This window comes from Micromonospora sp. NPDC049559, assembly GCF_040676675.1.
Taxonomy (GTDB): Bacteria; Actinomycetota; Actinomycetes; order Mycobacteriales; family Micromonosporaceae; genus JBFAPK01.
Genome location: NZ_JBFAPK010000008.1, coordinates 145821 through 169181 on the forward strand (window position 1 = coordinate 145821; position 23361 = coordinate 169181).

The following is a 23361-nucleotide window of genomic DNA, read 5'->3' on the forward strand; positions in this document are numbered from 1 at the left end:
TCCGCCGCGCTCACCCGTACCGTTGCGCTGGCCCCCGGCCGTGCGTCCACGACTTCGCGCGATCACGACGGTGCCGGCCCGGGGACCGGGTGGGCGAGCTGGGCGGCCAGCAGCGCCGGCGCCTCGGCCAGCGAGGGCCCGTACCAGGTCAGATGCCGCCCGGAGACCAGCGCGCAGGGGGTACCCGGGAACGCCTCGGGACCGTCGGTGGCCGTGAACGGGTACGGCTCGTCGGGGAGCACGACCAGGTCGGGGGCGAGTCCGCGTACCTCGTCGAGGCTCGGGCGGGGATACCGGTCGGCGGCGTGGCCGTACAGGTTGCGCAGGCCGAGGCGGCGCAGCACGTCCGAGGCGAAGGTGTCGCCGCCGGCCACGATCCACGGCCGCCGCCAGATCGGTACGACGGCCCCGCGTGCCGGCCCGCTCGGCGGCGCGGCGGCCCAGGCGGCCCGGGCGGCGCGCAGCCAGTCCGGTTCGGCGCCCGCACCGAGGTCGCGCAGCAGGCCGGCCAGCTCGTCGAGGGCCGCGTCGACGGTGCGGGGATACGTGAGCCGGATCCGTACGCCCGCGGCCGCCAGCGCGTCGGCGTCGGCGCGGCGGTTCTCCTCGACGTTCATCAGCACCACGTCGGGGCGCAGGGCCAGGACCCGGGCGAGGTCGGGGTACTTGCTGCCGCCGACGCGGGCCACGTCCAGGCCGGTCGGGTGGGTGCAGTAGTCGGTGGCGCCGACGAGCAGGCCGGGCAGGGTGACCGCGACCGCCTCGGTCAACGACGGTACGAGCGACACCACCCGCCGCACCCGTGCCTCCTCACCCCGTGGCTGGGAAGACGTCTGGGGCGCGGGACCGGCCCGGTCCCGCGCCCCAACCGACGGTACGACGTCCCGTCGCGCCGCTGATCCGGCGTACCCGGTCAGCGGTCGAAGACGTCCTTGACGTGGTGCGCGGCGTCCTTCACCTTGTCGCCGGCCTGCTTCACGCTGGCGGCGTCCCGGTCGGTCCGCCCCTCGGCCTGCAGCCGCTCGTTGTCGGTGGCGTCGCCGTACCCCTCCTTGACGGCGCCCTTGATCTCCTCGGCCTTGTGCTCGATCTTGTCCTCGACGCTCATCATCGCCTCCTTGGCAGCTCTGGGTGTGCGACGGATGGATGCCCGGACGGCGGCGCGGCGAAACCCGGCGGGCGGGCCGTGCTGTTCGGGCGCACCGGTCCAGTGGCCGACGAGTTCGCGGTACGCCGCCGAGCGCCGCAGCAGCGCGTCGTGGCGGTCCAGCCGCGGCGCGCCGCCGTCGAGCAGGAGCACCCGCCGGGCGCGCAGGGCCGAACTGATCCGGTGCGCGATCACCACCAGCGTCCCGTCGCGGGCGGCGAAGCAGCTCTCCACCCGCGCCTCGGCCGCCGGGTCGAGGTGGCAGGTCGCCTCGTCGAGGATCGCCAGCGGGGCGGGGGAGAGGTACGCCCGGACCAGCGCGACGAGCTGCCGCTCACCGGCCGAGAGGGTGGCCGGGTCGAGCGGGGCCGCGAGCCCGCCGAGCCGGTCGACCAGCGGCCCGAGCCCGAGCCGACCGGCCACCTCCATGATCTCGGCGTCACCGGCGGTGGGGCGCAGGTAGCGCAGGTTGGCCGCGAGCGGGCCGGTGAAGACGTACGCCTCCTGCGGGATGAGCACCCGGCGACCGGCCAGCACCGCCGGGTCCACCCCGTCGACCGGGGCGCCCGCGAGCCGGACCGTACCGGCCTGCGGCGCCAGCAGCCCCGCGATCACGGCGGCGAGCGTCGACTTCCCGGCGCCGCTGGGCCCGACCACGGCGAGGTGCTCCCCGGCGGGCAGGTCCAGGTCGAGGCTCTCCAGCACCGGCCGGGCGTGCGGCCCGTACCGGAAGGTCACCCCGCGCAGCCGCACCGCTGGCGCCTGCCCACGACCCGGCGCCTCCCCACGGCTCGGCGTTCCCGCGCCGCGCGGCGCCTCCGCGTGGTCCCGCGTTCCCGCGCCGGCCGGCGTCTCCGCCCCCGGGCCGGCCGCGGCCCGCAGGATCCGATCCAGCGTCACCACGAAGCGCAGCCCGCCGCCGGCGATCCCCTGCACCAGCGTGTGCAGCGCCGGCTGGAGCCCGGTGGCGACGTAGACCAGCGCCCCGAGTACGGCCCCGGCGGTCAGGCCGCGCCGGACCAGCCACGGCGCCGCGAGCAGCAGTACCCCGAGCGGCAGCCAGCCGCCGATCGCCAGGCTCAGCCCGCGTACCGCGGTCGCCCGCGCCACCGCCCGCTCCGCCGCGGCCTGCGCGTCGACGCGTACGCCGATCCCGGCCGTCACCTCGTCCTGCGCCCCGCACGCCACCACGTCCCGGTGCCCGGCCAGGGCCGTGCCCGCCGCCGCGCCGAGCCGCTCGCCCGCGCGGACGTACTCGCGCTGCCGGCGCACCATCCCCGGCAGGCCGGCGGCGAAGACCCCCAGCCCGACCAGGAGCGGTACGGCCACCAGGGCGGCGACGACCGGCGCCAGGGAGGCGAGTCCCAGCAGGGCGGCGCCGGCGGCGAAGAGGAAGCCCCGCACCACCATGACCAGGCCGGCGAAGGTGTCCCGGACGATCTCGACCTGGTGGGTCAGCCGGGCCGCCGCGCCGGTGTCCGGGCGCCCGCCCGGCGCGGTCGCCGCCCGCAGCGCACCACCAACCACCCGCCGCGCCAGCTCGTCCCGGAACGGCTCCACAATCTCGCCGAGGCAGCCGTAGGCCCGCCCGCTGCCGACCGCGCCGACCGCGATCGCCGCCGCCAGCGACCCCAGCCAGGCCAGTCCGGTGACCGGACGGCCGGCGAGGAAACCGTCGTCGACCGCGCGGGCCGTGGCGTAGCCGCCGAGCAGCGTGGGCAGCGCCTCGGCCAGCGACCAGAGTGCCAGCCGGCCGAGCGGCCGGGGCGCGGCGCGGCGCAGGAAGTCGGCCGTGAACCGGGCGGGGCTCACCCCGACCGCCCCGCCGGGACGGCCGTCGACCGGGCCGCCGCGCGCTCCTCGGCGGGCGGCTGGAAGACCGCCCGGTAGGCGGGGTCGGCCCAGAGGTCCGCGTGGCGGCCCACCGCCCGCAGCCGGCCACCGTCCAGCCAGGCCACCCGGTCGGCCGCGGCGGCGGTACCGGCCCGGTGGGTCACGATCAGCCGGGTACGTCCGTCCGCCGGCCCGGCCAGCGCCCGCGTGATCCGGCGCTCGGTGACCGTGTCCAGGCTGGAGGTGGCGTCGTCCAGGACGAGCAGCCGCCGCGCGTGCAGCGCCCGGGCCAGCCCGATCCGCTGGGCCTCGCCGCCGGACATCGGGGCCTGCGCGAGCGGGGTGTGCCAGCGCCCGGGCAGCCGCTCGACGACCCCGTCCACCGCCGCGGCGCGCGCCGCCCGCCGGATCTCGGCGAGCGCCGGCCGCGCGCCGCCGAGGCCGATCGCGTCGGCGACGGTGTCGCCGACCAGCACCGGCCGTTCGAAGCCGTAGCCGACGGCGGCCCGCAGCGCGGCGCGGTCGAGCCGGCGCAGCGGTACGCCGTCGAGCAGCACCTCGCCCGCGTCCGGATCGCGCAGCCGGCCGGCCACCGCCGCCAGGGTCGACTTGCCGGCGCCCGAGGCACCCACCACCGCCGTCGAGGCACCGGCCGGCAGGTGCAGGTCGATCCGGTCCAGGATCGGCGGGCCGGCGTCGGGGCCGGTCGCGTCGTCGCGGTAGACCGTGACCCCGCGCAGCGTCACCGCGCCGGGCCCGGCGGGCAGCGGCTCGCTGCCGTACGTCCGGACCGGCTCGGCCAGCACCTCGGCGGCGCGCCGGGCCCCGGCCCGGGTACGCACCAGCCGGTTGACGGTGGAGAGCACCGCGCCGAGGCCGGCGCCGAGCGCGGCGTACCGGGTGGCCGCGAAGAGTTCGCCCGGGGTGAGCCAGCCCGCCGAGACCGACCATCCCCCCACGGCCAGCACCGCGACCGGGAGCAGCGGCGCCACCGTGGCGTTGCGGGCCGTCGCGCGGGCCAGCGCCCGCCAGGTGGCCAGCCCGTGCCGGTGCAGTTCGGGGAGGGCGTCGAGCACGCGCGCCCGCTCGGCCGCGACCGTACCGGCGGCGGCCACCGAGCGGGCCCCGCCGAGCGACTCCAGCAGCCGCCCGGCCATGCTTCCGAGGCAGCGCTGGTAGCCGGCGACCGCGGCCGAGGCGTCGGCGACGAACGCCCGCATGAGCAGCCCGAGCAGGGCCAGCCCGGCCAGGAACACCGCGCCGAGCAGCGGTTCCAGCAGCAGCAGGGCGACGGTGCCGCCGATCGGCGGCAGCAGCGCGGCGACCCCCAGCACGGCGGCGGTCCCGGCCTGACCGGCGTCGGCGGCCTGCGCGACGAGCCGGCCGACCAGGTCACCCACCGGCCACCGGCCGGCGGCGCGGGGATCGAGCGCGAACAGGTGCCGGACCAGCCGGTGCCGCAGCCGGGCGGTCGCGCGGGCGTCGGCGTGGCCGCCGGCCAGCGCGCCGAGCGTGTCGGTGGCGGCCACCACGGCGACGAGCCCGGCGGCCGCGAGGGGCCACCAGGTGCCGCCACCGGCGAGGGCGGCGTCCACGGCGAGGCCGAGCGCCGCCGGCAGGAGCAGTTCGGCGGCGGCGCCGGCCACCGCCAGCGCCGCGAGGGCGGGGACCCAGCCGCCGGCGTACCGGACGGCCCGCAGCAGCGGCCGGTCGCCGCCCCCGGTCGGATCCATCGTCCCTCCGGTACGCCGGGCCGGGTTGCCCTGGGCGGGTACGTCTACCCGCCCAGGGCAACCCGACGGTGCCTGGCTCAGTTGCAGGTCGTCACGGAGAGCGAGCTGTCGCCGCAGAGCAGCAGGCTCGCCCGGCTGCCGCCGCCGTCGCCACCACCACCGCGCTCGGCCGGGGTCAGCTCCAGGCCCTGGAGGTCCAGAAGCGTCATGTCGTGCCACCTCCCTTCTCGACTGTCGATGGGGTTTCACCCTCGCGGCCGCGAGGGGAGCTGGTTGGCGCCGGTGAGCGGCGCGAGGAAGGGCAGCGTGACCGGCTCCGGGTGCCGGGCCGCGCCCACGGCGAGCAGTACGCCCGCGGTGCCGGTGGCCAGGTCCATCGAGAGCCGCAGCAGCTGCTCGCCGGGGAACGCGAGCCCGTCGGCGTACGGGAGCGCGTGCCAGGCCAGCCGGCGCAGCTGGGCGCTCAGCTCGTCCCGCTCGTCGTGCACCCGGGCGGCGAGGTAGGCGATGATCCCGGCGCGACCGGCGAAGAGGCCGGACTGGGCGTAGAACGGCGACCGCGCGGCGCGGCGGATCCCGGCGGCGGCCTCGACGAGGTCCTCCTCCCGCGGGCGGTGCCCGAGGTACTGGTCGAGCACCATCCCGATGCCGACGCTGCCGTGCGCGAGGTACGGCATGGTGCGCCAGCCCTCGTCGACCTCCAGTGCCCCGTCCGGGCGCACCACGCAGCGGCGCAGGTCCTGGCGGAGCGCGGCGGCGGCGTGGTCGAGCAGGGCCGGCTCGCCGGTCAGCTCGTGCAGCCGCAGGAACATCAGCGCCACGCCGGCGCGTCCCCGGGTGAGCCCGGCGTACCGGTGCGCGCCGCCGCTGGTCTCGACCTCGGTGTCCTCGGGGTAGCGGGCCGTCACCAGGTCGGCCGCGTGGAAGGCCGCCTCGCGCAGGGCCGGCTCGCCGGTCCGCCCGGCCAGCTCGGCCAGGTTCAGCGCGATGCCGGGCAGGCCGCTGACCAGGTCGAGCCCCAACTCCCGCCAGGGTTCGCGCAGGCAGACGTCGACCAGATCGAGGGCGGGCTGACGGTGGCCGAGCCGCTCCAGCGCGAAGGCCACCCCGTGCAGCCCGTCGTAGAGGCCGCAGCGGGCGCCCGAGGGGAGGCGGCGTACCCGGTCGAGCAGCCACCGTTCGTGTTCGGGCCGCGGTTCGACGCCGGTCGCCCGCAGCGCGTAGAGCACGCCCGCCGCGCCGTGGCCGAGGCTCAGCCCGCCGGTGCGGAACTGTTCGATGTCGCCGGGGAAGAGCCGGTCGTCGCGGTCGGGCGTGGCGCTGGCGAGGATCGCGCGGGCCAGGGCGGCCCGCAGCGCCGGCCAGTTCGCCGCCTCCGCGAAGTCGAGCGGGCCGGGCCGCCCGGTCGCGGCGCCGACCGGGGCGGGGCGGGGCGCCGCGACCGGGGTGCGCGGGGCCGGTGCGGCGCCGCGCACCCCGGCCGGCGCGCCGTCGTCGGTGCGGGCAGGGGCCGGCGGCGCCGCCCGGCCCGGGCCGACGATCTCCGCGACCGCCTCGTCGAGGAAGTCGCGCGGCACCGGGAAGTGCGCCGCCACGATGTCGGCCAGGTGCGCGGCCTTGCCCGGGTCGAGCCGGACCAGCTGCGTCACCGGCAGGAAGAGCGCCAGCCGCAGGCAGGCGAGGGCGTACCGGTCGACGGCCGGGCCGGTACGGTCCCGGGGCGCGGCGAAGCCCTGGTTGCGCAGGCCGGGCCGGCGCTCCTCGGTCACCGGCGCGGCCACCTCGAAGTCGACCAGCGCCACGCTGTCGTCCGGCCGGACCATGACGTTGAACAGGTGCAGGTCCCCGTAGACCAGCCCGCGTTCGTGTATCGCGTCGACGGCGGCCTCGACCTGGGCGTACACGTGCCGGGCCCAGGCGGCGTACCCGGCCCGGTCGGCCGGGGTCGCGTCGGCGTCGGTCAGCGGGTAGCGCTGCACGAGGACCTTGTTCAACGCCCGGCCGTCGACGAACTCGCAGGCGAGGAAGTGGTGGTCGCCGAGGACGAACTCGTCGTGCAGCCGCGGTACCTGCGGCACGTCGGCCAGCCGCCGCAGCGCGTCGGCCTCGCGGCGCAGCCGGGTGGTGGCGTCCTCGCCCGCGGCGTCGAGCCCGGCGTACGGGCGCGCCTCCTTGAGCACCACCGTCTCGTCGGTACGGGTGTCCCGGGCGACGTAGAGCCCGCCCGCGTTCGAGAAGTGGATCACCCGTTCGATCCGGTACGGCAGCTCGGCGGTGGTGGTCGCGTTCCGGGCCGCCAGGTGCGGGGCGAGGAACGGCGGCAGCGTGACCCACTCCGGTACCCGGAAGACGGGCTCCCGGCGGTCGGGTACCAGGGTGCCGCTCGCGTCGGCGACGGCCGGCACCACCTGTCCCTCGGGGGAGAGGCAGTACCGCGCGGCGAAGCCGCCGTAGCGGACGTAGACCGGTCCGGCGCCGTAGCGCAGGTCGCTGAGGATGTAGGGGCCGGGCTCCCCGTCGAGGAGCTCGGCCAGCTCCTTGCAGGCCAGCTCCAGCTCGGCCTCGTCGCGGGGGTAGACGGTGACGAACTTGCCGCTGGAGCCGCGCGGGGCGTACTTGGCGTTGCGCAGCAGCAGCATCCGCGGTCCACGGAGGAACTTGAACGACAGCCCGCGCGGTACGCAGTACTCGAAGACGGCGTCCAGCACGCGCTCGGCGTTCTCCAGGCAGGCCGAGACGTGGATCTTCCAGCCCTGGGGCGGCAGGTCGCCGCCGCGCGGGCCGTAGATCAGCCAGTCGTCCTTCGGCTCGCGTTCCCAGCCCGGCGGCACCGGGCGGTCGGCGGCGGCGAAGCCCGGCGTACGGGCGCCGGTGCTGGCGAGGGAGTCGTAGAACAGCGGGTCGACCGCGCAGTACGCGTCGTAGCGCTCGTCCATCTCTGCCGACTCCTCCGGGTCAACCCGTGCGGGGCATCCCTGATCCGTCCGTCGGCATCGAGTCTGCGGGGCGCGCTGGAGTCACCTCTAGTGCGTTGTGTCACCACGCTCCGTGCATGGTGCACGGCTACCCATGACAAATGTCAGCCCGCCCCGCGTCCGCCGAACAGGCCCGCCCCGCGTCCGCCGAACACCGCCGGGCCGTGGCGGTACGGCGAAGGGCCCGGCCCCGCGCGAGGCGGGACCGGGCCCTTCGTCAGGTGGAGCGTGGAGCGTTACCGCTGACCCCAGTAGCCCGGCTGCGTCTGGACGTTGAGGTCCTTCGACTTGACCAGGTCGGCCGTCAAGGTACGCCAGTCGCTGAGCTTCAGGACGTCCAGGCCCTTCTGGATGTCGTTGGAGTAGATGTATCCGTTGTAGTAGTACGTGGACCAGGCGCCACCGGTGATGAGCCGCTCCGTGGAGAGCGGGCCGCGCTCCCAGTAGGCGATCTCGACCGGGCGGGCCGAGTTGGTGAAGTCCCAGACGGAGACGCCACCCTGGTACCACGCCTGGACCATGATGTCGCGACCGAGGACCGGGATCAGCGAGCCGTTGTGCGCCACGCAGTTCTCGGTGTCGGCGTTGGTCCGGGGAATCTTGTAGTAGCTCTTGAAGACGAGCTTGCGGCCGTCGCCCCGGCCGGTGATGTCGTAGATGCCGTCGGCGCCGCGGTTCGGACCGACGGTCGGGTTGCAGGTCGGGCCACCGCCGCCACCCAGTTCGTCGGTGAAGACGACCTTCGTGCCGTTGTTGTTGAACGTGGCCGAGTGCCAGAACGCGAAGTTCGTGGTGTCCCGGACCCGGTCGATGATCCGCGGCGACTCCCGGTTGGAGATGTCGAAGAGCAGACCGTCGCCCATGCACGCGCCCGCCGCGAGATCCTTCCCGGGGTAGACGGTGATGTCGTGGCAGCCGGTGGTGGTCGAGCTGCCGTTGTTGCCCGGGTTACCGCCGTCCGGGAAGAGGTTCGGCGTGGAGATCACGGCCGCGTCGGTGGGCTTCTTCAGCGGCACCTTGACGATCGAGATCGAGTCGTGCGGCGGCTGGCAGTCCGGGAAGCTCGCGCTCGGGCTGTACGAGGATACGTACAGGTAGACCGTCTTGTGGTCCTTCCCCGGCACCAGCGTGTGGGTGTGCGACCCGCACTCGGTCTCGACCGACTTGATGTACCGCGGGCTGTCCTTCTTGCTGATGTCGAAGATCTTGATGCCCTCCCAGGCGTTCTTCTGCGACGCCGGGAGCGAGGTGCTGTTGCACGAGTCGTCGCTGCGGGACGAGTCGGTCGAGAGGAAGAGCAGGTCCTCGTAGACCGTCACGTCGTTCTGCGAGCCCGGGCAGAGCACCTGGGAGACGACCTTCGGACGGCTCGGGTTCTTGATGTCGTAGACGACGAACCCGTTGTAGTTGCCCGCGAACGCGTACCGGCCCTGGAAGGCCAGGTCCGAGTTGAGCGCCGACTCGCTGTTGAAGTCGCCCTGCTTGGGGATGTTCGCGACCTGGCGCAGGTTCGGGCTGCTGGAGATCTCATCGACGCCGAGGTCGGCGCCGGTGACGTCCAGCGTGGTGAGTCGCTCCTCGTCGGCGCAGGCCGCGGCGAAGTTGTCGCCGAGGGACGCCAGCGCGGCGCAGTCCTCCGTGGACTTGGCGGTCGCGGTCTGCGCGCTGCTCGGCGGAGCGGCGGCTACCCCCAGGAGGATGAGGGCGGAGGCGGCCACTCCGATGGTGCGGAGTCGCCGCGGCCCTTGAGGGGTGGATCTGATCATCTGGTGGCACCCTTCGAAAGGGGTTGACGATTGTCGACACCTTACTCGTCGATATGCTACAGGGGTGTGACCATGGTCACATCGAGGAACTTGTCGGGTGGCTACGATCCCGGAGACCCTCGACCCGGAGGTACACAATGGCCAACGCCCGCCGGCGCGCACTCGTACTCGCCGTGGTGGTGGTGACCGCGCTGCTGGTCGCGGGCGCCGCCGTACGCGCGCGGACGAGAGGGGCGGAGCGCACCGCGACCCGCCCCGTCGCCGTCGCCACCACGCCGGCCGGCGATGCCGGGGCGGCACCCGTGATCGCGCCCGGTCGCCCCGGGGAACCGGCCGTGATCAATCCGACCGGTACCCCGGCGGGGCAGTCGGACCGGTACAACGATCTCGACGCGTACTTCGTCCGGATGATGATCCCGCACCACACGCAGGCACTGCAGATGGCCGAGTTGGCGCCGGACCGGGCCGCCGACCCGCGGATCAAGGTGCTCGCCGACCGGATCCGGGCCAGCCAGGTGCCGGAGGTGCTGCGGATGCGGGGCTGGCTGGACGCCCGCCACCTCGACGCCGACGCCGACGTGCGCGGCGGCCACGACCACGGGACCATGCGCGGCATGCAGACGCCCGACGCGATGCGGCGGCTGACCGACGCCAGGGGCGCCGACTTCGACCGCCTCTTCGTCCAGATGATGATCGATCACCACGAGGGCGCGATCGAGATGGCGACCAACGTACTGAAGGTCGGCATCGACGTCACGGTGGAGGAGATGGCCACCAGCATCGCCGCCGAGCAGGCGATCGAGATCACCCGGATGCGCGAGTTGTTCCCCGCCTGACCCGGCGTACGCCGGGACGGTCCACTTCGGACGTGCTGGCCTCGGGTGCTAACGGTCGGACGGTGAGTTGTGTCAACCTGTTGTCAGTACATCTTGCCGTCCCTCGGCGCGCGCGGGCGAGGTGCATCCGCGCGCGACCGCGCCTTCGAGGAGGGCCCGTGGCCGGACCTGAGATCGCCGTCGACCGGAACAGCCCGGTTCCGCTCTACTTCCAGGTCGCGGAGCAGTTCGCCGCCGCGATCCAGCGTGGCGACCTCACCCCGGGGCAGCGGCTGGACAGCGAGATCCAGATCGCGGACCAGCTCGGCCTCTCCCGCCCGACCGTGCGCCAGGCCATCGCGCACCTGGTCGACCGGGGGCTGATCGTCCGCCGCCGCGGGGTCGGTACCGAGGTGGTGCGCGGCGAGGTCCGCCGCGCGGTCGAGCTGACCAGCCTCTACGACGACCTGCGCCGCAGCGGCCAGGAGCCGACCACCTCCGTGCTCGAACTGCGGGCGGTGCCGGCCGGCTCCGACGTGGCCCGCGCCCTGGACGTACCGGAGGGCGCGCCCGTACAGCACGTGCGGCGCCTGCGCTTCGCCAACGGCGAGCCGCTGGCCATCATGCAGAACTGGCTCCCCGCCGACCTGGTTCCGCTCAGCGTCGAGCGCCTCCAGGAGCAGGGCCTGTACGGAATCCTGCGCGCGGCCGGGATGCGCGTGCGCGGCGCGCACCAGCGGATCGGCGCGCGGGCGGCGACCGCGGCGGAGGCGCGCATGCTCGACGAGCGGCGCGGGTCGCCGCTGCTGACGATGACCCGTACCGCGTACGACGACGGCGGCCGGTACGTCGAACACGGCTCGCACATCTACCGCGCCGGGCGGTACTCCCTTGAGGTCACGGTGGCCGAGCGGTAACCGGCGGTGGTTGGCGAAAATCTTGTTACCGGATCATTTCCTTGGCATGTATTTACGTCGTCAGGCTGTCATGACATCCTGCCTCCACTGAGCTCTCTTCGAAGCCCCACCTTGCGAAGGGAATACCGACATGTCAGCTACGCGTACCAGGGCCGCCGGCGCGATCGCCGTACTGGCGACGGCCCTCGTGGCCGCGAGCGCCTGCGGCGGCTCGTCGGGGCCGGCCGGCAAGGACGCCAAGAACATCACCCTCACCATCTCCGACAACGCGATCGCCGGCGGGAAGAACTCCGCCAGCGCCGAGTGGATCCAGAACTGGGTCATCCCCCGCTTCGTCGAGCAGCAGAAGGCCAAGGGCGTCACCGCGAAGGTGGCCTTCGTGGCCAGCGGCGTCGACGACGAGCAGTACAAGACCAAGCTCGCGCTGGACCTGCGGGCCCGGGGCGGGGCCGACGTGGTGTCGATCGACGGCATCTGGGTCGGCGAGTTCGCCCAGGCCGGCTACATCAAGCCGCTCGCCGACGTCGCCGGTGCCGAGACCGACCAGTGGGAGGGCTGGGCGCAGATCCCCAAGGCGGTCCAGGGCCTGGGCAGCTTCGAGGAGAAGCGGTACGGCATCCCGAACGGCACCGACGGCCGGGTGCTCTTCTACAACAAGAAGCTCTTCGCGCAGGCGGGCCTCCCCGCCGACTGGCAGCCCAAGAGCTGGCCGGAGTTGCTCGACGCCGGTACGAAGCTCAAGGCGCTGCCCGGGGTCACCCCGATCCAGCTCAACGCCGGTACCGCGATGGGCGAGGCGACCACCATGCAGGGCGCGCTGCCGTTGCTCGCCGGGGCGGGCGGGCAGATCTACGACGGCGGCAAGTGGACCGGCGCGAGCGCGGCCACCCGCGACATGCTCGACCTCTACTCCAAGATCTACCGCGGCGGCCTCGGCGACCCGAAGTTGCAGCAGGAGGCGAAGGGGCGGGACAAGTCCTTCCAGGAGTTCGCGGCCGGCAAGATCGGAATTCTCGGCGAGGGCGACTACTTCTGGCGCAGCGTGGTCGAGCCGAAGAACGGCATCGCCCCGATGGCCGACCGGGACAGCAGCGTCGGCTTCGCGCTGATCCCCGCCAAGGCTCCCGGCGCCGGCCTGCGCGGGCAGGACTACGTGAGCATGTCCGGCGGCAGCGTCCGGGTGCTCAACCCCAACTCGAAGTACCCGTCGCAGGCCTGGGAACTGCTCACCTTCATGCAGTCGGCCGAGGCGGTCAAGGCCGAGCTGAACGGCAAGCCGCGGATCACCGCCCGCACCGACGTCAACACCGAGGTGCTGGCGAACGACCCGATGCTCAAGTTCGTCGCCGAGAAGGTACTGCCGATCACCGCCTCCCGCCCGCCGCTGGCCATCTACCCGCAGGTCTCGGTCGCGCTCCAGGAGGCGACCGCCGCGGTGGTCTCCGGCAAGTCGGTCGACGAGGCCGCGACGGCGTACCAGAAGAAGCTGGAGGGCCTGGTCGGTGGTCCAGGTAACGTCACCTCCTGACCAGAGCGCCACGGCGGCGCGCCCGGAGACGGGCGCGCCGCTCGCCGCCCGCGCCGACGCCGCCGGCCTCGGCCGGCTGCGCGCGGCGGGCTTCCTGGCGCCGAGCATGGCGCTCATCGCGCTCTTCCTGGTCGTACCGGCGCTCTGGACCATCTGGCTCGGCGTCACCAACTACCGGCTCACCGGCATCGCCGCCGCCGCGCCCCAGGTGGTGGGCCTCGACAACTTCACCACCGCGCTCGGCGACGAGCGGTTCCGCGGCTCGCTGCTGCTGACCCTGGAGTTCGTGCTCGGCTCCGCGGTGATCGGCCAGGCCGGGCTCGGCTTCGCGATCGCCTGGGTGCTGCGCGACCGGCACGGCGCGCTGCGCCGGATCGTCGAGGCGTTCGTTCTGCTCGCCTGGATCCTGCCCAGCTCGGTGGTGGCCTTCCTCTGGATCGCCCTGCTCGACCGCGACGGCGGCACCCTCAACGCGCTGCTCGGCATCCCCGGCACCGCCTGGCTGCTCGACCACCCGATGCTGTCGATCATCGCGTTCAACACCTGGCGCGGGGCCGCCTTCTCGATGATGCTCTACGGCGCCGCGCTGCAGAACGTCCCGCCGTCGCACCTGGAGACCGCCCGGCTGGCCGGCGCGTCCGGGTGGCAGCAGCTGCGGGACGTGGTCTTCCCGCGCATCCGCGGCCACGTGCTGACCAACCTGCTGCTGATCAGCCTCTGGACGTTCAACGACTTCACCCCCTTTCTGATCACGGCGGGCGGGCCGGAGCAGCGGTCGGAGACGCTGCCCGTCTACGTCTACAAGATCGCCCTCTCCGGCGGGGAACTCGGCTTCGGGGCGGCGATCTCGTTCATCATGCTGCTGATCAACCTCGTCATCGCCCTGGTGTACCTGCGTACCCTCGGGCAGCGCCAGGAGTCGCGCCCATGACCGGATCCGCGCCGCTGTGGCGCCTCGCGCTCGGCCGGATCGGCCGCTACACCTTCGTCTCCGCGGTGCTCGGCTTCTTCGCCCTGCCGCTGCTCTGGCTGGCCACCGCGCCGTTCGACCGCGAGCCGACCATCACCGCGTCGCTGCCGCGGTTCACCCTCGACAACTTCCGGCTGCTGCTGGACAACCCGTACGCGATCCAGTCCCTGGTCAACTCGGTCTACCTGGCGGCCGGTACCGCCGCGCTGGTGGTCGTCTTCGCCGCGCTGGCCGCGTACGCGCTCAGCCGGGTACGCCTGCCCGGGCGGGACGCGCTGCTCTACGGGCTGCTGCTGCTCTCCTCCATCGTCACCGGTACCGCCACCATGGTGCCGCTGTTCGAGCTGGCCTTCCGGCTGACCCTGATCGACTCCCGGCTCGGCGTGGTGCTCGTCATGACCGGCGGCCTGCTACCGGCGGCGATCTTCATCCTGAAGGACTTCATGGACGCCACCCCGACCTCGTACGAGGAGTCGGCGCGCGTCTTCGGGGCGAGCCCGCTGCAGATCGTGCGGCACATCGTCGTACCGGTGGTCCGCCCCGGGCTCGCCACCGTGGCGGTCTGGGCGGTCGCCAACGTCTGGGGCAACTTCCTCGTACCGTTCCTGCTGCTGCGCGGCCCGGACAAGGCGCCGGCAGCGGTGATCATGTACACCCTCTACACCGAGGGCGGCCAGGCGGACCTCGCCCTGCTCTCCACCTTCTCCCTGCTCTACTCGCTGCCGGTGGTGCTCATGTTCGTCTTCGTCAGCACCCGGTACGGCTTCCGCTTCCACGGAGGGATCAAGCGCTAAATGGCCGCCATCACCATGAGCGGGCTCACCAAGGTGTATCCCGGCGGGGTCCGCGCCCTCGACGCCCTCGACCTGACCATCGCCGACGGCGAGTTCTTCGCGCTGCTCGGCCCCTCCGGCTGCGGCAAGACCACGCTGCTGCGCACCATCGCCGGGCTGGAGGTCGCCACCGGCGGTACCGTCGCCATCGGCGAGCGCGATGTGACCACCCTGCAACCCGGCCGCCGCGACGTCGCCATGGTCTTCCAGGACTACGCGCTCTTCCCGCACATGAGCGTGCGCGACAACATCGCCTATCCGCTGCGGATCAAGAAGGTGGGCCGCTCGGCGCGCGCCGCCAAGGCCACCGAGACCGCCGAGGAGCTCGGCCTCGCCGCGCTGCTCGAACGCCGGCCGGGGCAGCTCTCCGGCGGCCAGCAGCAGCGGGTGGCGCTGGCCCGCGCCATGGCCTGCCACCCGCAGGTCTTCCTCCTCGACGAGCCGCTGTCCAACCTGGACGCCCGGATGCGGTTGGAGGCGCGTACCTTCCTCAAGCGGCTGCAACGCGAACTCGGCGTCACCACGGTCTTCGTCACCCACGACCAGTCCGAGGCGCTCGCCCTGGCCGACCGGATCGCGGTGATGGAGGGCGGGCGGATCCGCCAGGTCGGCACCCCTGTCGAGGTCTTCCGCCGCCCGGCCAACACCTTCGTCGCCGGCTTCATCGGCTCCACGCCGATGAACCTGCTCGACGCCGAGGTGGTCAACGGCCGGCTCGCCGTCGCCGGGGTCCGGCTGGACCTGCCCGAGTCCGCGCACGGTCAGGTCGCCGACGGCGAGTCGGTGGTGTACGGCGTGCGCCCCGAGTACCTGGACTACTCGGCCGCGCCGGTCGAGGGCGCCCTGAGCGGCCGGGTCGTGGTGGTCGAGCACCTCGGCAGCCACTCGCTGGTCTCGCTCGACCTGCCCGTACCCGACGGCGATGGGCCGGGCGAGGGCCCGGGCGGCGGCCTCCAGGTGGTCGTACCGGAGGGCGAGGAGCCCGCGCCCGGCGACACCGGCTGGGTACGGCCGCGCCCAGGCCGGGCCCTGCTCTACCGGGACGGCGAACTCGTCGGCGCCCCCAGCCCCGCGGCGGTGGCCGCGTGAGCGCCCCGGTCCCCGACGGCGGCGGTCTGAGCACCGGCGGCGCCGGCGGCCCGGTCCCCGGCGGGGTGGGCGCCGGCGGGCGGACCGTGCACCGGGGCCGGTGGAGCATGGACGACCGGGCGGCCGAGGTGATGCGTCCGCTGCCGGTTCCCGTCGGCGCCGGTACCGCCGCGCTGACCGTGCGGCTGGACTACCCCCGCGACGCCGGCGTGCTCGACCTCGGCTGCTGGGGGCCGGCCGGGTTCCGTGGCTGGTCCGGCGGCGCCCGCGACGGCTTCACCATCACCCCGGACTGGGCCACTCCCGGCTACCTCGCCGGCGAGTTGGAACCGGGGGAGTGGCAGGTCATGCTGCGCCTGCACCGGGTTCCGCCGCAGGGGCTGGAGTTCGAGGTCGTCGCCACGACGAGCGGGACCGTACCGCCCCGGCCGGCCGCCCCGCCGGAGCCGCCGCGCCCGCACCGGGCACCCCGGCGCGAGCTGCCGGCCGTGGACGGGTTGCACTGGCTCGCCGGGGACCTGCACGCGCACACCGTGCACAGCGACGGCGCCGCCACGCCGTCCGAACTGGCCGCGCTCGCCGCCGGGCGGGGCCTGGACTTCCTCGCCGTCACCGACCACAACACCGTCAGCCACCACCCCGAGCTGCCCGGCGTCGGCGCCCGGTACGGCATCACGCTGGTACCGGGGCAGGAGGTGACCACCGACCGGGGCCACGCCAACGTCTTCGGCCCGGTCGGCTGGGTCGACTTCCGCCGGCCGGCCGACGAGTGGCTGGCCAGCGCCGAGCGCGACGGCGGGCTCATGTCGGTCAACCATCCGCTCGGCGGCGACTGCGCCTGGCGGCAGCCGCTGCGCCGCCGGCCGCGGCTGGCCGAGGTCTGGCACTCCGGCTGGTGGGACCGGACCTGGGGCGCGCCGCTGGCCTGGGCGCAGGCGTGGCGGCCGGACGTGATCCCGGTCGGCGGCAGCGACTACCACCGGCGCGGCGACGACGCCCCGCCCGGCGCCCCCACCACCTGGGTCCTCGCCGAGGCGGAGCCCGGGGACAGCGCCGCCGTGGCGCCCGTGCTCGACGCGCTGGCCGCCGGCCGTACCGCCATCTCGGCCGGACCGGACGCGGCCCTGCTGCTGCGGCTCGGCGACGAGCTGCTCGCCCTCGACGCCGACGGCGCGGTGCTGGTCTACCCGGACGGCAGCCGGCGGGTGGTGCGGGGCGACCGGCGGCTGCTCCCCGCCCAGGACGGCCTGCACCTGCTGGAATCGCACCGGACCGAGGTGATCGCGCTGTGTCGCTGACCGAGCCCACCGGTAGCGCCGGAGCCGGTCCGCGTGCCGCCGGCGCCGGAGCCGATGCGCGTGCCGCCGGCCCCACCGTGGACGGTCCGCGTGGCGGCGGCGCGTGGCGGGTCGCCAACGCCCCGGTCAACTTCGGCATCTACCGCCCCGACGGTGCGCCGCTGCCCGCCGACGAGCTGCTCGCCGGGCTCGCCGGGGCGGGGTACGCGGGGATCGACAACGGGCCGCCCGGCTACCTCGGTACCCGCGACGACCTCGCCGACCGGCTGGCGCGACACGGGTTGGGGCTCGCCGGCGGCTGGGTCGACCTGCGCTACGACGACCCGGACGGCTTCGCCGCCGATCTGGCCGGCCTCGACGCCGCGCTCGACCTCTTCGCGGCGGTACCGGTCGACGACGCGCGCTTCGCGCCCCGCCCCACCCTGGCCTGCCCGCCGGACCCGGCCCGCTTCGCGCGCCCCGGCATCCCGCTGGACGCGACGCTGGGACTGCCCGCCGAGCGCTGGCCGCAGTTCGCGGACCGGATTCAGCTCGCGGCCGACCGGTGCCGGGAGCGCGGCTTCGAGCCGGCGTTCCACTACCACCTCGGCACGTACGTGGAGACCGAGGCGGAGGTCGACCGGCTGCTCGAACTCACCGACGTCGGCGTCTGCCTGGACACCGGGCACCTGCTGCTCGCCGGGGGTGACCCGGTCGCCGCCGCCCGCCGCTGGGCCGGGCGGATCCGGCAGGTGCACCTCAAGGACGCCGACCCGGCGGTACAGACCCGGGTACGGGCCGACGGCGGCGGGCTGACCGAGATCGTCGCGGCCGGCGGCTTCTGCCGGCTCGGTACCGGCGCGGTCGACCTGCCCGGCGTGCTCTCCGCGCTGGCCGGCACCGGGTACGCCGGCTGGCTCGTCGTCGAGCAGGACGCGGCGGCCGGCCGCCGGGACGCCGACCGGATGCTCGCCGACCAGCGCGCCAACCGGGACGAGCTGGCCCGGCTGGGGGTGCGCTGATGCCCGCGCCGCGACCGACCTCGGCGGTGCGACGAAGGACCCCTGACGGCGCGCCGATGGCGGCGCGGCGACGAAAGGCGGCGGTGCGCTGATGGCGGCGGAACGGATCCGGGTCGCGGTGGCCGGGCTCGGCGTCATCGCCCGCACCGTCCACCTTCCGCTGCTGGAGCGCCGCGCCGACCTCTTCGAGGTGGTCGCCGTCGCCGACCTCTCCGCCACCCGCGCCGCCGAGCTGGGCGCCCGGTACGGCGTCGCACCGGACCGCCGCCACACCGACGTGACCGCGCTGCTCGACGCGGGCGGCTTCGACGCGTTGCTGCTGCTCACCACCGGTTCGCACGGCGAGCTGGCCGCCGCCGCGCTGCGCCGGGGGATCCCGGTGCTGGTCGAGAAGCCGCTGGCGTACACCGTCGCCGAGACCGAGGAACTGGCCCGGCTCGCGGCCGGCGGAGCGCGGCTGATGGTCGGGTACATGAAGCAGTACGACCCGGCCGTGACCGAGCTGCGCCGCCGGCTCGACGAGATCGGCGGCGCGGCGGCGGTACACGCCGTGGACGTGACCGTGCTGCACCCCAGCGGCGACGCGCAGCTCGCCTTCGCGCACCTGCCGCCCGCACCGGCGGACCTGCCCGCCGCCGAGGTGGACCGGCTGCGGCGGGCCGACGACGCGCTGCTGCGCGCGGCGATCGGCGCCGATCCCCGGGCCCGGGCGCTCTACCAGATCCTGGTCAACAGCGTCTCGCACGATCTCTCCCTGCTCCGGCTGCTCACGGGCGCGCCCGCCACCGTCGACCACGTCGCCACCTGGCGGACGCCGGCCGCCGCCGGCGGCGAGCCCTCGGTCGACGCGCGCGGCGGGCTGCCCGGCGGAGCCCGGTACGCCATCGGCTGGCACTACCTGCCGGACTACCCCGGCTACCGGGAGACCGTCGCCGTGCACCACGCGCGCGGCTCGTTCGAGCTGGTCTTCCCCTCGCCGTACCTGCTCGCCGCGCCGACCGTGCTGACCGTGCTCGACGAACGGGGCGGGGTGCGGCGGCGGGCGGAGTTCAGCGCCGGGACGACCGGCTTCGAACGGCAGCTGGTGGCGTTCCACGCCATGGTCACCGACGGCACGCCGCCGCACACCGGGGTTCCGGGCGGTACGGCCGACATCGCGACGAGTCAACGGATGGTCCGCCGCTTCGGCACGCTCGCCGGGGTGGCGGTTGGGGGAGAGGCGGCCCAGGCATGACCGACACCGAGATCGCCGGCACCGGGACCGGCGCCGGATTCGGCGGTACCGAGATCATCGTGGTGCCGCACACGCACTGGGACCGCGAGTGGTACGAGCCGTTCCAGCGGTTCCGGTTCCGCCTGGTGGCGCTCCTGGACGAGGTGCTGGAGCGGATGGACCGCGACCCGCGGCAGCGCTTCACCCTCGACGGTCAGCTCGCCGCCGTCGACGACTACCTCGAGGTACGCCCCGAGCGGCGCCCGCTGGTGGAGTCCCTGGTCCGCTCCGGACGGCTCGCCGTCGGCCCGTGGCAGATCCTGCTCGACGAGTTCCTCTGCTCCGGCGAGAACGTGGTGCGCAACCTGGAGCGGGGAATCCGGCGCTCGGCCGAGCTGGGCGACACCATGCCCGTCGGCTACCTGCCCGACATGTTCGGCCACATCGCGCAGATGCCGCAGATCCTCGCCGGTGCCGGGCTCGCGCACGCCTGCGTCTTCCGCGGCGTCCCCGACCGGGTACGCCGGCACGCGTTCGCCTGGGTCGCCCCGGACGGTACCGCGATCCGCACCGAGTACCTGCCCGGCGGGTACGGCAACGCGGCCGGCCTGGTCGACAACCCGGCGCTGGTCGGCCGCCGCGCCGCCGACCTCGCCGGACGGCTCGCCGCCTGGCGTGACCCCGGCACGTCCGCCGGCCCGATGCTCGCCATGTACGGCACCGACCACGCCGCGCCCGCGCCCGACGCCCCCGACCTGCTCGCCGACGCGGTCGCCGAATCCGGCGTACGGCTGCGGCTCGGCACGCTCACCGACTACTTCGTCACCCAGCCGACCGAGGTGGCCGGGTTGCCGGAGGTGCGGGGCGAACTGCGCTCGCACGCCCGGGCGAACATCCTGCCCGGCGTCTACTCGGTACGCGCGCACCTCAAGCGGGAGATGGGCCGGGCCGAGCGGCGGGTCGAGCGGTACGCCGAGCCGCTCGCGGCCCTCTACCACGACGCGACCGTCCAGCGCTTCCTGGAGATGGCCTGGACCCGGCTGATCGACGCGAGCTGCCACGACTCGGTCACCGGATGCGGCTGCGACGAGACCGCCCAGCAGGTGGCGGTCCGTATCGCGGAGGCCGACCAGCTCGGCCGGGCGGTCTGCGACCTGGTCGGCGCCCGGCTGGCCGGCGCGGTACCGAACGACGGGTACCTGGTGTTCAACCCGACGCCGCTGCCCCGCACCGCGCTGGTGCGGCTCGACGTACCGGTGCCGCCGGCCGCCGGTACGCCCGGCGGGCCCGCCGTCGACGACGAGCCGATCGGGCTGCGCGGCGGCGACGGGCGGATCGTGCCGGCGCAGACCCTCAGCAGCGCCGCGACGCTGCTGGCCGACGACCGGTTCGAGGCGACCGCGCTGAACACCATGCTCGCCCGGGTGCACGGCGTCGAGCTGTACGGGCAGGAGATCACCGCCTGGGAACTCGACGAGGCGGACGCGACGCTGACCTTCCACGTCGCCCGGCACGGCGATCCCGGCTTCGACGTGGCCGAGGTCCGGGCCGCCCTGGCCGACGCGGTGACCCGCGAGCCGTCCCGGCGCTGGCGGGTGCGGATCCTCGCGGCGCCGCGCCGTACCGTCGCGGCCCTGGTCGAGGTGCCCGCGCTCGGGCACGCGAGCCTGCGCCCGGTCCGGCTGCCCGGCACCGCAGAGCCCTCGCTGCCCGACCCCGCCGCGATCTCCGCCTACTCGTCGGCGCTGGTGATCGCCCCGGATCCGGTCACCGCCGACGGGCGCGTCCTCGACAACGGGCTGCTCCGGGTCGAGGTCGGCGACGACGGTACGTTCCGGTTGCGCGGTCGCGACGGCGTCGAGGTCGACGGGCTGGGCCGGATCGTGGACGGCGGCGACGTCGGCGACACCTACAACTACGCGCCGCCCGCCGTGGACCTGCTGGTCGACAAGCCCGTGTCGGTGCGGGCGACGGTACGGCACGCCGGGCCGGCGCTCGCCGTGGTCGAGGTGCACCGGGAGTACCGCTGGCCCGGCGCCGCCGAGGTCGAGGTGGGGGCCCGCTCGGCGCGTACCGAGGCGGTGACCGTGGCGACCCGGCTGGAGCTGCGCGCCGGCGAACCGTTCCTGCGGGTACGCCTCGACTTCGACAACCGCTGCGACGACCACCGGGTGCGGGTGCACCTGCCGCTGCCGTCGCCCGCCACCTCCTCGTACGCCGAGGGGCAGTTCGCGGTGGTCGAGCGCGGCCTGACCGCCGAGGGCGGCTTCACCGAGGTGCCGCTGCCGACCTTCCCCGCCTCGGGGTTCGTGGCGGCCGGCGGCGCCACGGGCTCGCTGGCCGTGCTGCTCACCCAGCCGAGCGAGTACGAGCTGGTCGACGACGGCCGCGAGCTGGCCCTGACCGTGCTGCGCGCGGTCGGCATGCTCTCCCGCAACCGGCACGTGCTGCGGGACGAACCGGCCGGGCCCCAGGTGCCGACCCCGCAGGCGCAGTGCCGCGGCGAGCGTACGGTCGAGTTCGCGCTGCTGCCGTTCGCCGGTGCCTGGCACACGGCCGGCGTACCGGCGGCGGCCGAGGCGTACCGGCACGAACCGCTCGCCTTCCCGGGCACCGCGCCGGTCGACGCGCCGCTGCCGCCGGCCGTGACCGGGGTCGAGGTCACCGGCGAGGGGGTGGCGCTGACCAGCCTGCGCGACCGGGACGGCCTGGTCGAGCTGCGGGTCGTCGCCGAGCACCCGGCACCGACGGTCGCCACCGTCGGTGCCGGCCGTCCGCTGCTCGGCGCGTGGCGGGCCGACCTGCTCGGGCGCCGGGGCGAGGAGCTGTCCATCGTCGACGACGCGGTACGGCTGCCGCTGCGACCGTGGGAGATCGCCACCGTCCAGTTGCGACTCGGCGGGTGACCGGCCACCGGGTACCGACAAACCGGCCTGGCAAATATGCGCACACGTCGACGCACAGGACGCGTTGCCCGTCCGGACGCAGCTGTTAGCGTCAATTTCCGTTGAACGCCTAAGGCGATGACGGGGAGGGCCGCATGCAGGAACGAAAACGCGGTGGGTACTGGCCTTCGATGGTTCGTGTGCGAAGTGCACATCGATTGCCGACGCTGTGGAAAGTGCGAGCGGCGGAAAACTCGAGGTATTGCCGCTGGCTCATCCTGACGTGGAGCGTTGGCGCGCACGACGCCTGGGGCCGGACGCGCCCTGGGCGCCGACCCTGATCCGGGTCGGCGACAGCGCCGTGGGGGCCTGGACCGGGGGTGCGATGGCCGTGCACCTGGTCCGCGCGCTCGGTCCGCGCGCGATGACGCGCGTGCTCCGCGCCCTCGGCGAGCTGCGCGACACGCACGGCGAACGCGCTCAGGGTCAGCCGGGCGGCCCCGTGGTCGGACGGAAGCGGTTCCTCCAGATCGGGGCCGGTATCGCGGTGGCGGCGGGGCTCACGTTCGCCGGCAGGTCACCGGCCTTCGCACAGTCCGAGGCGAGCCGGGCGCGTTCGTGGGCGCAGGCGAACGCGGGCAAGCTGCCGCAGAGCTACGCGGAAATCGTCCGGCAGCCGCTGGAGTACCGCAGGGCGATCTTCACCAAGTCGTCGCCATCCGTGCGCAGTCGGCTCTGGTTGGAACACCTCAGCGAATACCGGCTGAGCCACCCGGACCTGTCGCCGGCGCAACATGAGGCGATCAACAAGGCTGTCGACGTCTTCTCGGACGAGTCGGTGTTCCAGGAGGTCCGAGGGGCCGATGTCGATCGGCGGCTCGCGGAGCTGCTGGATGTGACCGTGGCGGCGTTCGGTAAGGACGAGGCCAAGCTCGTGATCGCCACCCTCGGCCCGGCCGCGTCGGCCAGCACGGCCGCGGCGCCGGTTCCGGATTGCGAGTGCAGCACGTCCAGCTCGCCCTGGTGCTCCTGCTACGCGGCGCGGTGCCCCGGTTGGTTCGGGTGTGGTGCCGGATGGATCTACTGGTGTAACGGGTACTGCCCCTGATCCCGCTTTCGGTCACGCGTACCGGGTCGCTTCCACGTGGAGGCGGCCCGGTACGCGTGTACGGGTGAGCGCCGCGAACCAGCTGACCAGCAGCGGCACCGGACGAGTGGCCCGTAGCCACGCCATTCCCCGATCCCGCACTCTCGGCCGGCTCGATCTCGACGACGCGCGAGCCGCCCGCGTTCAGCGATCTGGCCGGCGTCGGTGTACGGGCGCTCGGATCGCGGGTGCGGCTCGCTGTCCTCCGGCC

17 protein-coding genes are annotated in these 23361 nt (G+C 74.5%); 11 read left to right on the top strand and 6 right to left on the bottom strand.

The window, feature by feature from the left end; genetic code table 11:
* Window positions 1–62: 62 nt before the first annotated feature.
* From AB0J86_RS12655 to AB0J86_RS12680, 6 genes are all read right to left on the bottom strand, one after another.
* Window positions 63–800 carry a helical backbone metal receptor gene (locus AB0J86_RS12655; protein WP_363856410.1) on the bottom strand — a complete coding sequence of 246 codons (738 nt, stop codon included), beginning with the start codon at window positions 798–800 and terminating at the stop codon, window positions 63–65.
* A gap of 113 nt (window positions 801–913) precedes the next feature.
* On the bottom strand, window positions 914–2959 hold the full coding sequence (locus AB0J86_RS12660; RefSeq protein ID WP_363856412.1) for an ATP-binding cassette domain-containing protein: 2046 nt from the start codon (window positions 2957–2959) through the stop codon (window positions 914–916).
* Window positions 2956–4713: an ABC transporter ATP-binding protein gene (locus AB0J86_RS12665; RefSeq protein ID WP_363856414.1), complete on the bottom strand. Its 1758-nt coding sequence runs from the start codon at window positions 4711–4713 to the stop codon at window positions 2956–2958. The genes AB0J86_RS12660 and AB0J86_RS12665 overlap by 4 nt, the downstream gene beginning before the upstream one ends.
* Before the next feature lie 77 nt (window positions 4714–4790).
* On the bottom strand, window positions 4791–4922 hold the full coding sequence (locus AB0J86_RS12670; RefSeq protein WP_363856416.1) for a SapB/AmfS family lanthipeptide: 132 nt from the start codon (window positions 4920–4922) through the stop codon (window positions 4791–4793).
* 36 nt (window positions 4923–4958) lie between these two features.
* Window positions 4959–7649, bottom strand: a complete 2691-nt coding sequence (lanKC, locus tag AB0J86_RS12675; protein ID WP_363856418.1) for a class III lanthionine synthetase LanKC — start codon at window positions 7647–7649, stop codon at window positions 4959–4961.
* Window positions 7650–7924: 275 nt separating this feature from the next.
* On the bottom strand, window positions 7925–9454 hold the full coding sequence (locus AB0J86_RS12680) for a hypothetical protein (protein WP_363856420.1): 1530 nt from the start codon (window positions 9452–9454) through the stop codon (window positions 7925–7927).
* 137 nt (window positions 9455–9591) lie between these two features.
* On the opposite strand from AB0J86_RS12680, the gene AB0J86_RS12685 reads away from it, so the two are divergent.
* The 11 genes from AB0J86_RS12685 to AB0J86_RS12735 all read left to right on the top strand — a co-directional run bounded on the left by AB0J86_RS12685 (window position 9592) and on the right by AB0J86_RS12735 (window position 23111).
* Window positions 9592–10290 (top strand): DUF305 domain-containing protein, encoded by a 699-nt coding sequence (locus AB0J86_RS12685; RefSeq protein ID WP_363856422.1) that lies wholly within the window; start codon window positions 9592–9594, stop codon window positions 10288–10290.
* A gap of 158 nt (window positions 10291–10448) precedes the next feature.
* On the top strand, window positions 10449–11186 hold the full coding sequence (locus AB0J86_RS12690) for a GntR family transcriptional regulator (RefSeq protein WP_363856424.1): 738 nt from the start codon (window positions 10449–10451) through the stop codon (window positions 11184–11186).
* 130 nt (window positions 11187–11316) lie between these two features.
* A complete protein-coding gene (locus AB0J86_RS12695; protein WP_363856426.1) occupies window positions 11317–12714 on the top strand; it encodes an extracellular solute-binding protein in 1398 nt (465 codons plus the stop codon).
* Complete coding sequence (locus AB0J86_RS12700) at window positions 12689–13645, top strand: sugar ABC transporter permease (RefSeq protein ID WP_363856428.1); 957 nt, start codon at window positions 12689–12691, stop codon at window positions 13643–13645. Before AB0J86_RS12695 ends, AB0J86_RS12700 begins: the two co-directional genes overlap by 26 nt.
* Window positions 13642–14478, top strand: a complete 837-nt coding sequence (locus AB0J86_RS12705) for a carbohydrate ABC transporter permease (RefSeq protein WP_363856430.1) — start codon at window positions 13642–13644, stop codon at window positions 14476–14478. The genes AB0J86_RS12700 and AB0J86_RS12705 overlap by 4 nt, the downstream gene beginning before the upstream one ends.
* Window positions 14479–15606, top strand: coding sequence for an ABC transporter ATP-binding protein (locus tag AB0J86_RS12710; protein WP_363856432.1), 1128 nt, complete (start codon window positions 14479–14481; stop codon window positions 15604–15606). It begins immediately after the preceding gene.
* Window positions 15603–16904 carry a CehA/McbA family metallohydrolase gene (locus tag AB0J86_RS12715; RefSeq protein WP_363856434.1) on the top strand — a complete coding sequence of 434 codons (1302 nt, stop codon included), beginning with the start codon at window positions 15603–15605 and terminating at the stop codon, window positions 16902–16904. Before AB0J86_RS12710 ends, AB0J86_RS12715 begins: the two co-directional genes overlap by 4 nt.
* Window positions 16895–17905 (top strand): sugar phosphate isomerase/epimerase, encoded by a 1011-nt coding sequence (locus AB0J86_RS12720; RefSeq protein WP_363856436.1) that lies wholly within the window; start codon window positions 16895–16897, stop codon window positions 17903–17905. The genes AB0J86_RS12715 and AB0J86_RS12720 overlap by 10 nt, the downstream gene beginning before the upstream one ends.
* A gap of 91 nt (window positions 17906–17996) precedes the next feature.
* Complete coding sequence (locus AB0J86_RS12725) at window positions 17997–19139, top strand: Gfo/Idh/MocA family oxidoreductase (RefSeq protein ID WP_363856438.1); 1143 nt, start codon at window positions 17997–17999, stop codon at window positions 19137–19139.
* Complete coding sequence (locus AB0J86_RS12730; RefSeq protein WP_363856440.1) at window positions 19136–22024, top strand: hypothetical protein; 2889 nt, start codon at window positions 19136–19138, stop codon at window positions 22022–22024. Before AB0J86_RS12725 ends, AB0J86_RS12730 begins: the two co-directional genes overlap by 4 nt.
* 208 nt (window positions 22025–22232) lie before the next feature.
* Complete coding sequence (locus AB0J86_RS12735; protein WP_363856441.1) at window positions 22233–23111, top strand: bacteriocin fulvocin C-related protein; 879 nt, start codon at window positions 22233–22235, stop codon at window positions 23109–23111.
* The last annotated feature ends 250 nt before the right edge of the window (window positions 23112–23361 follow it).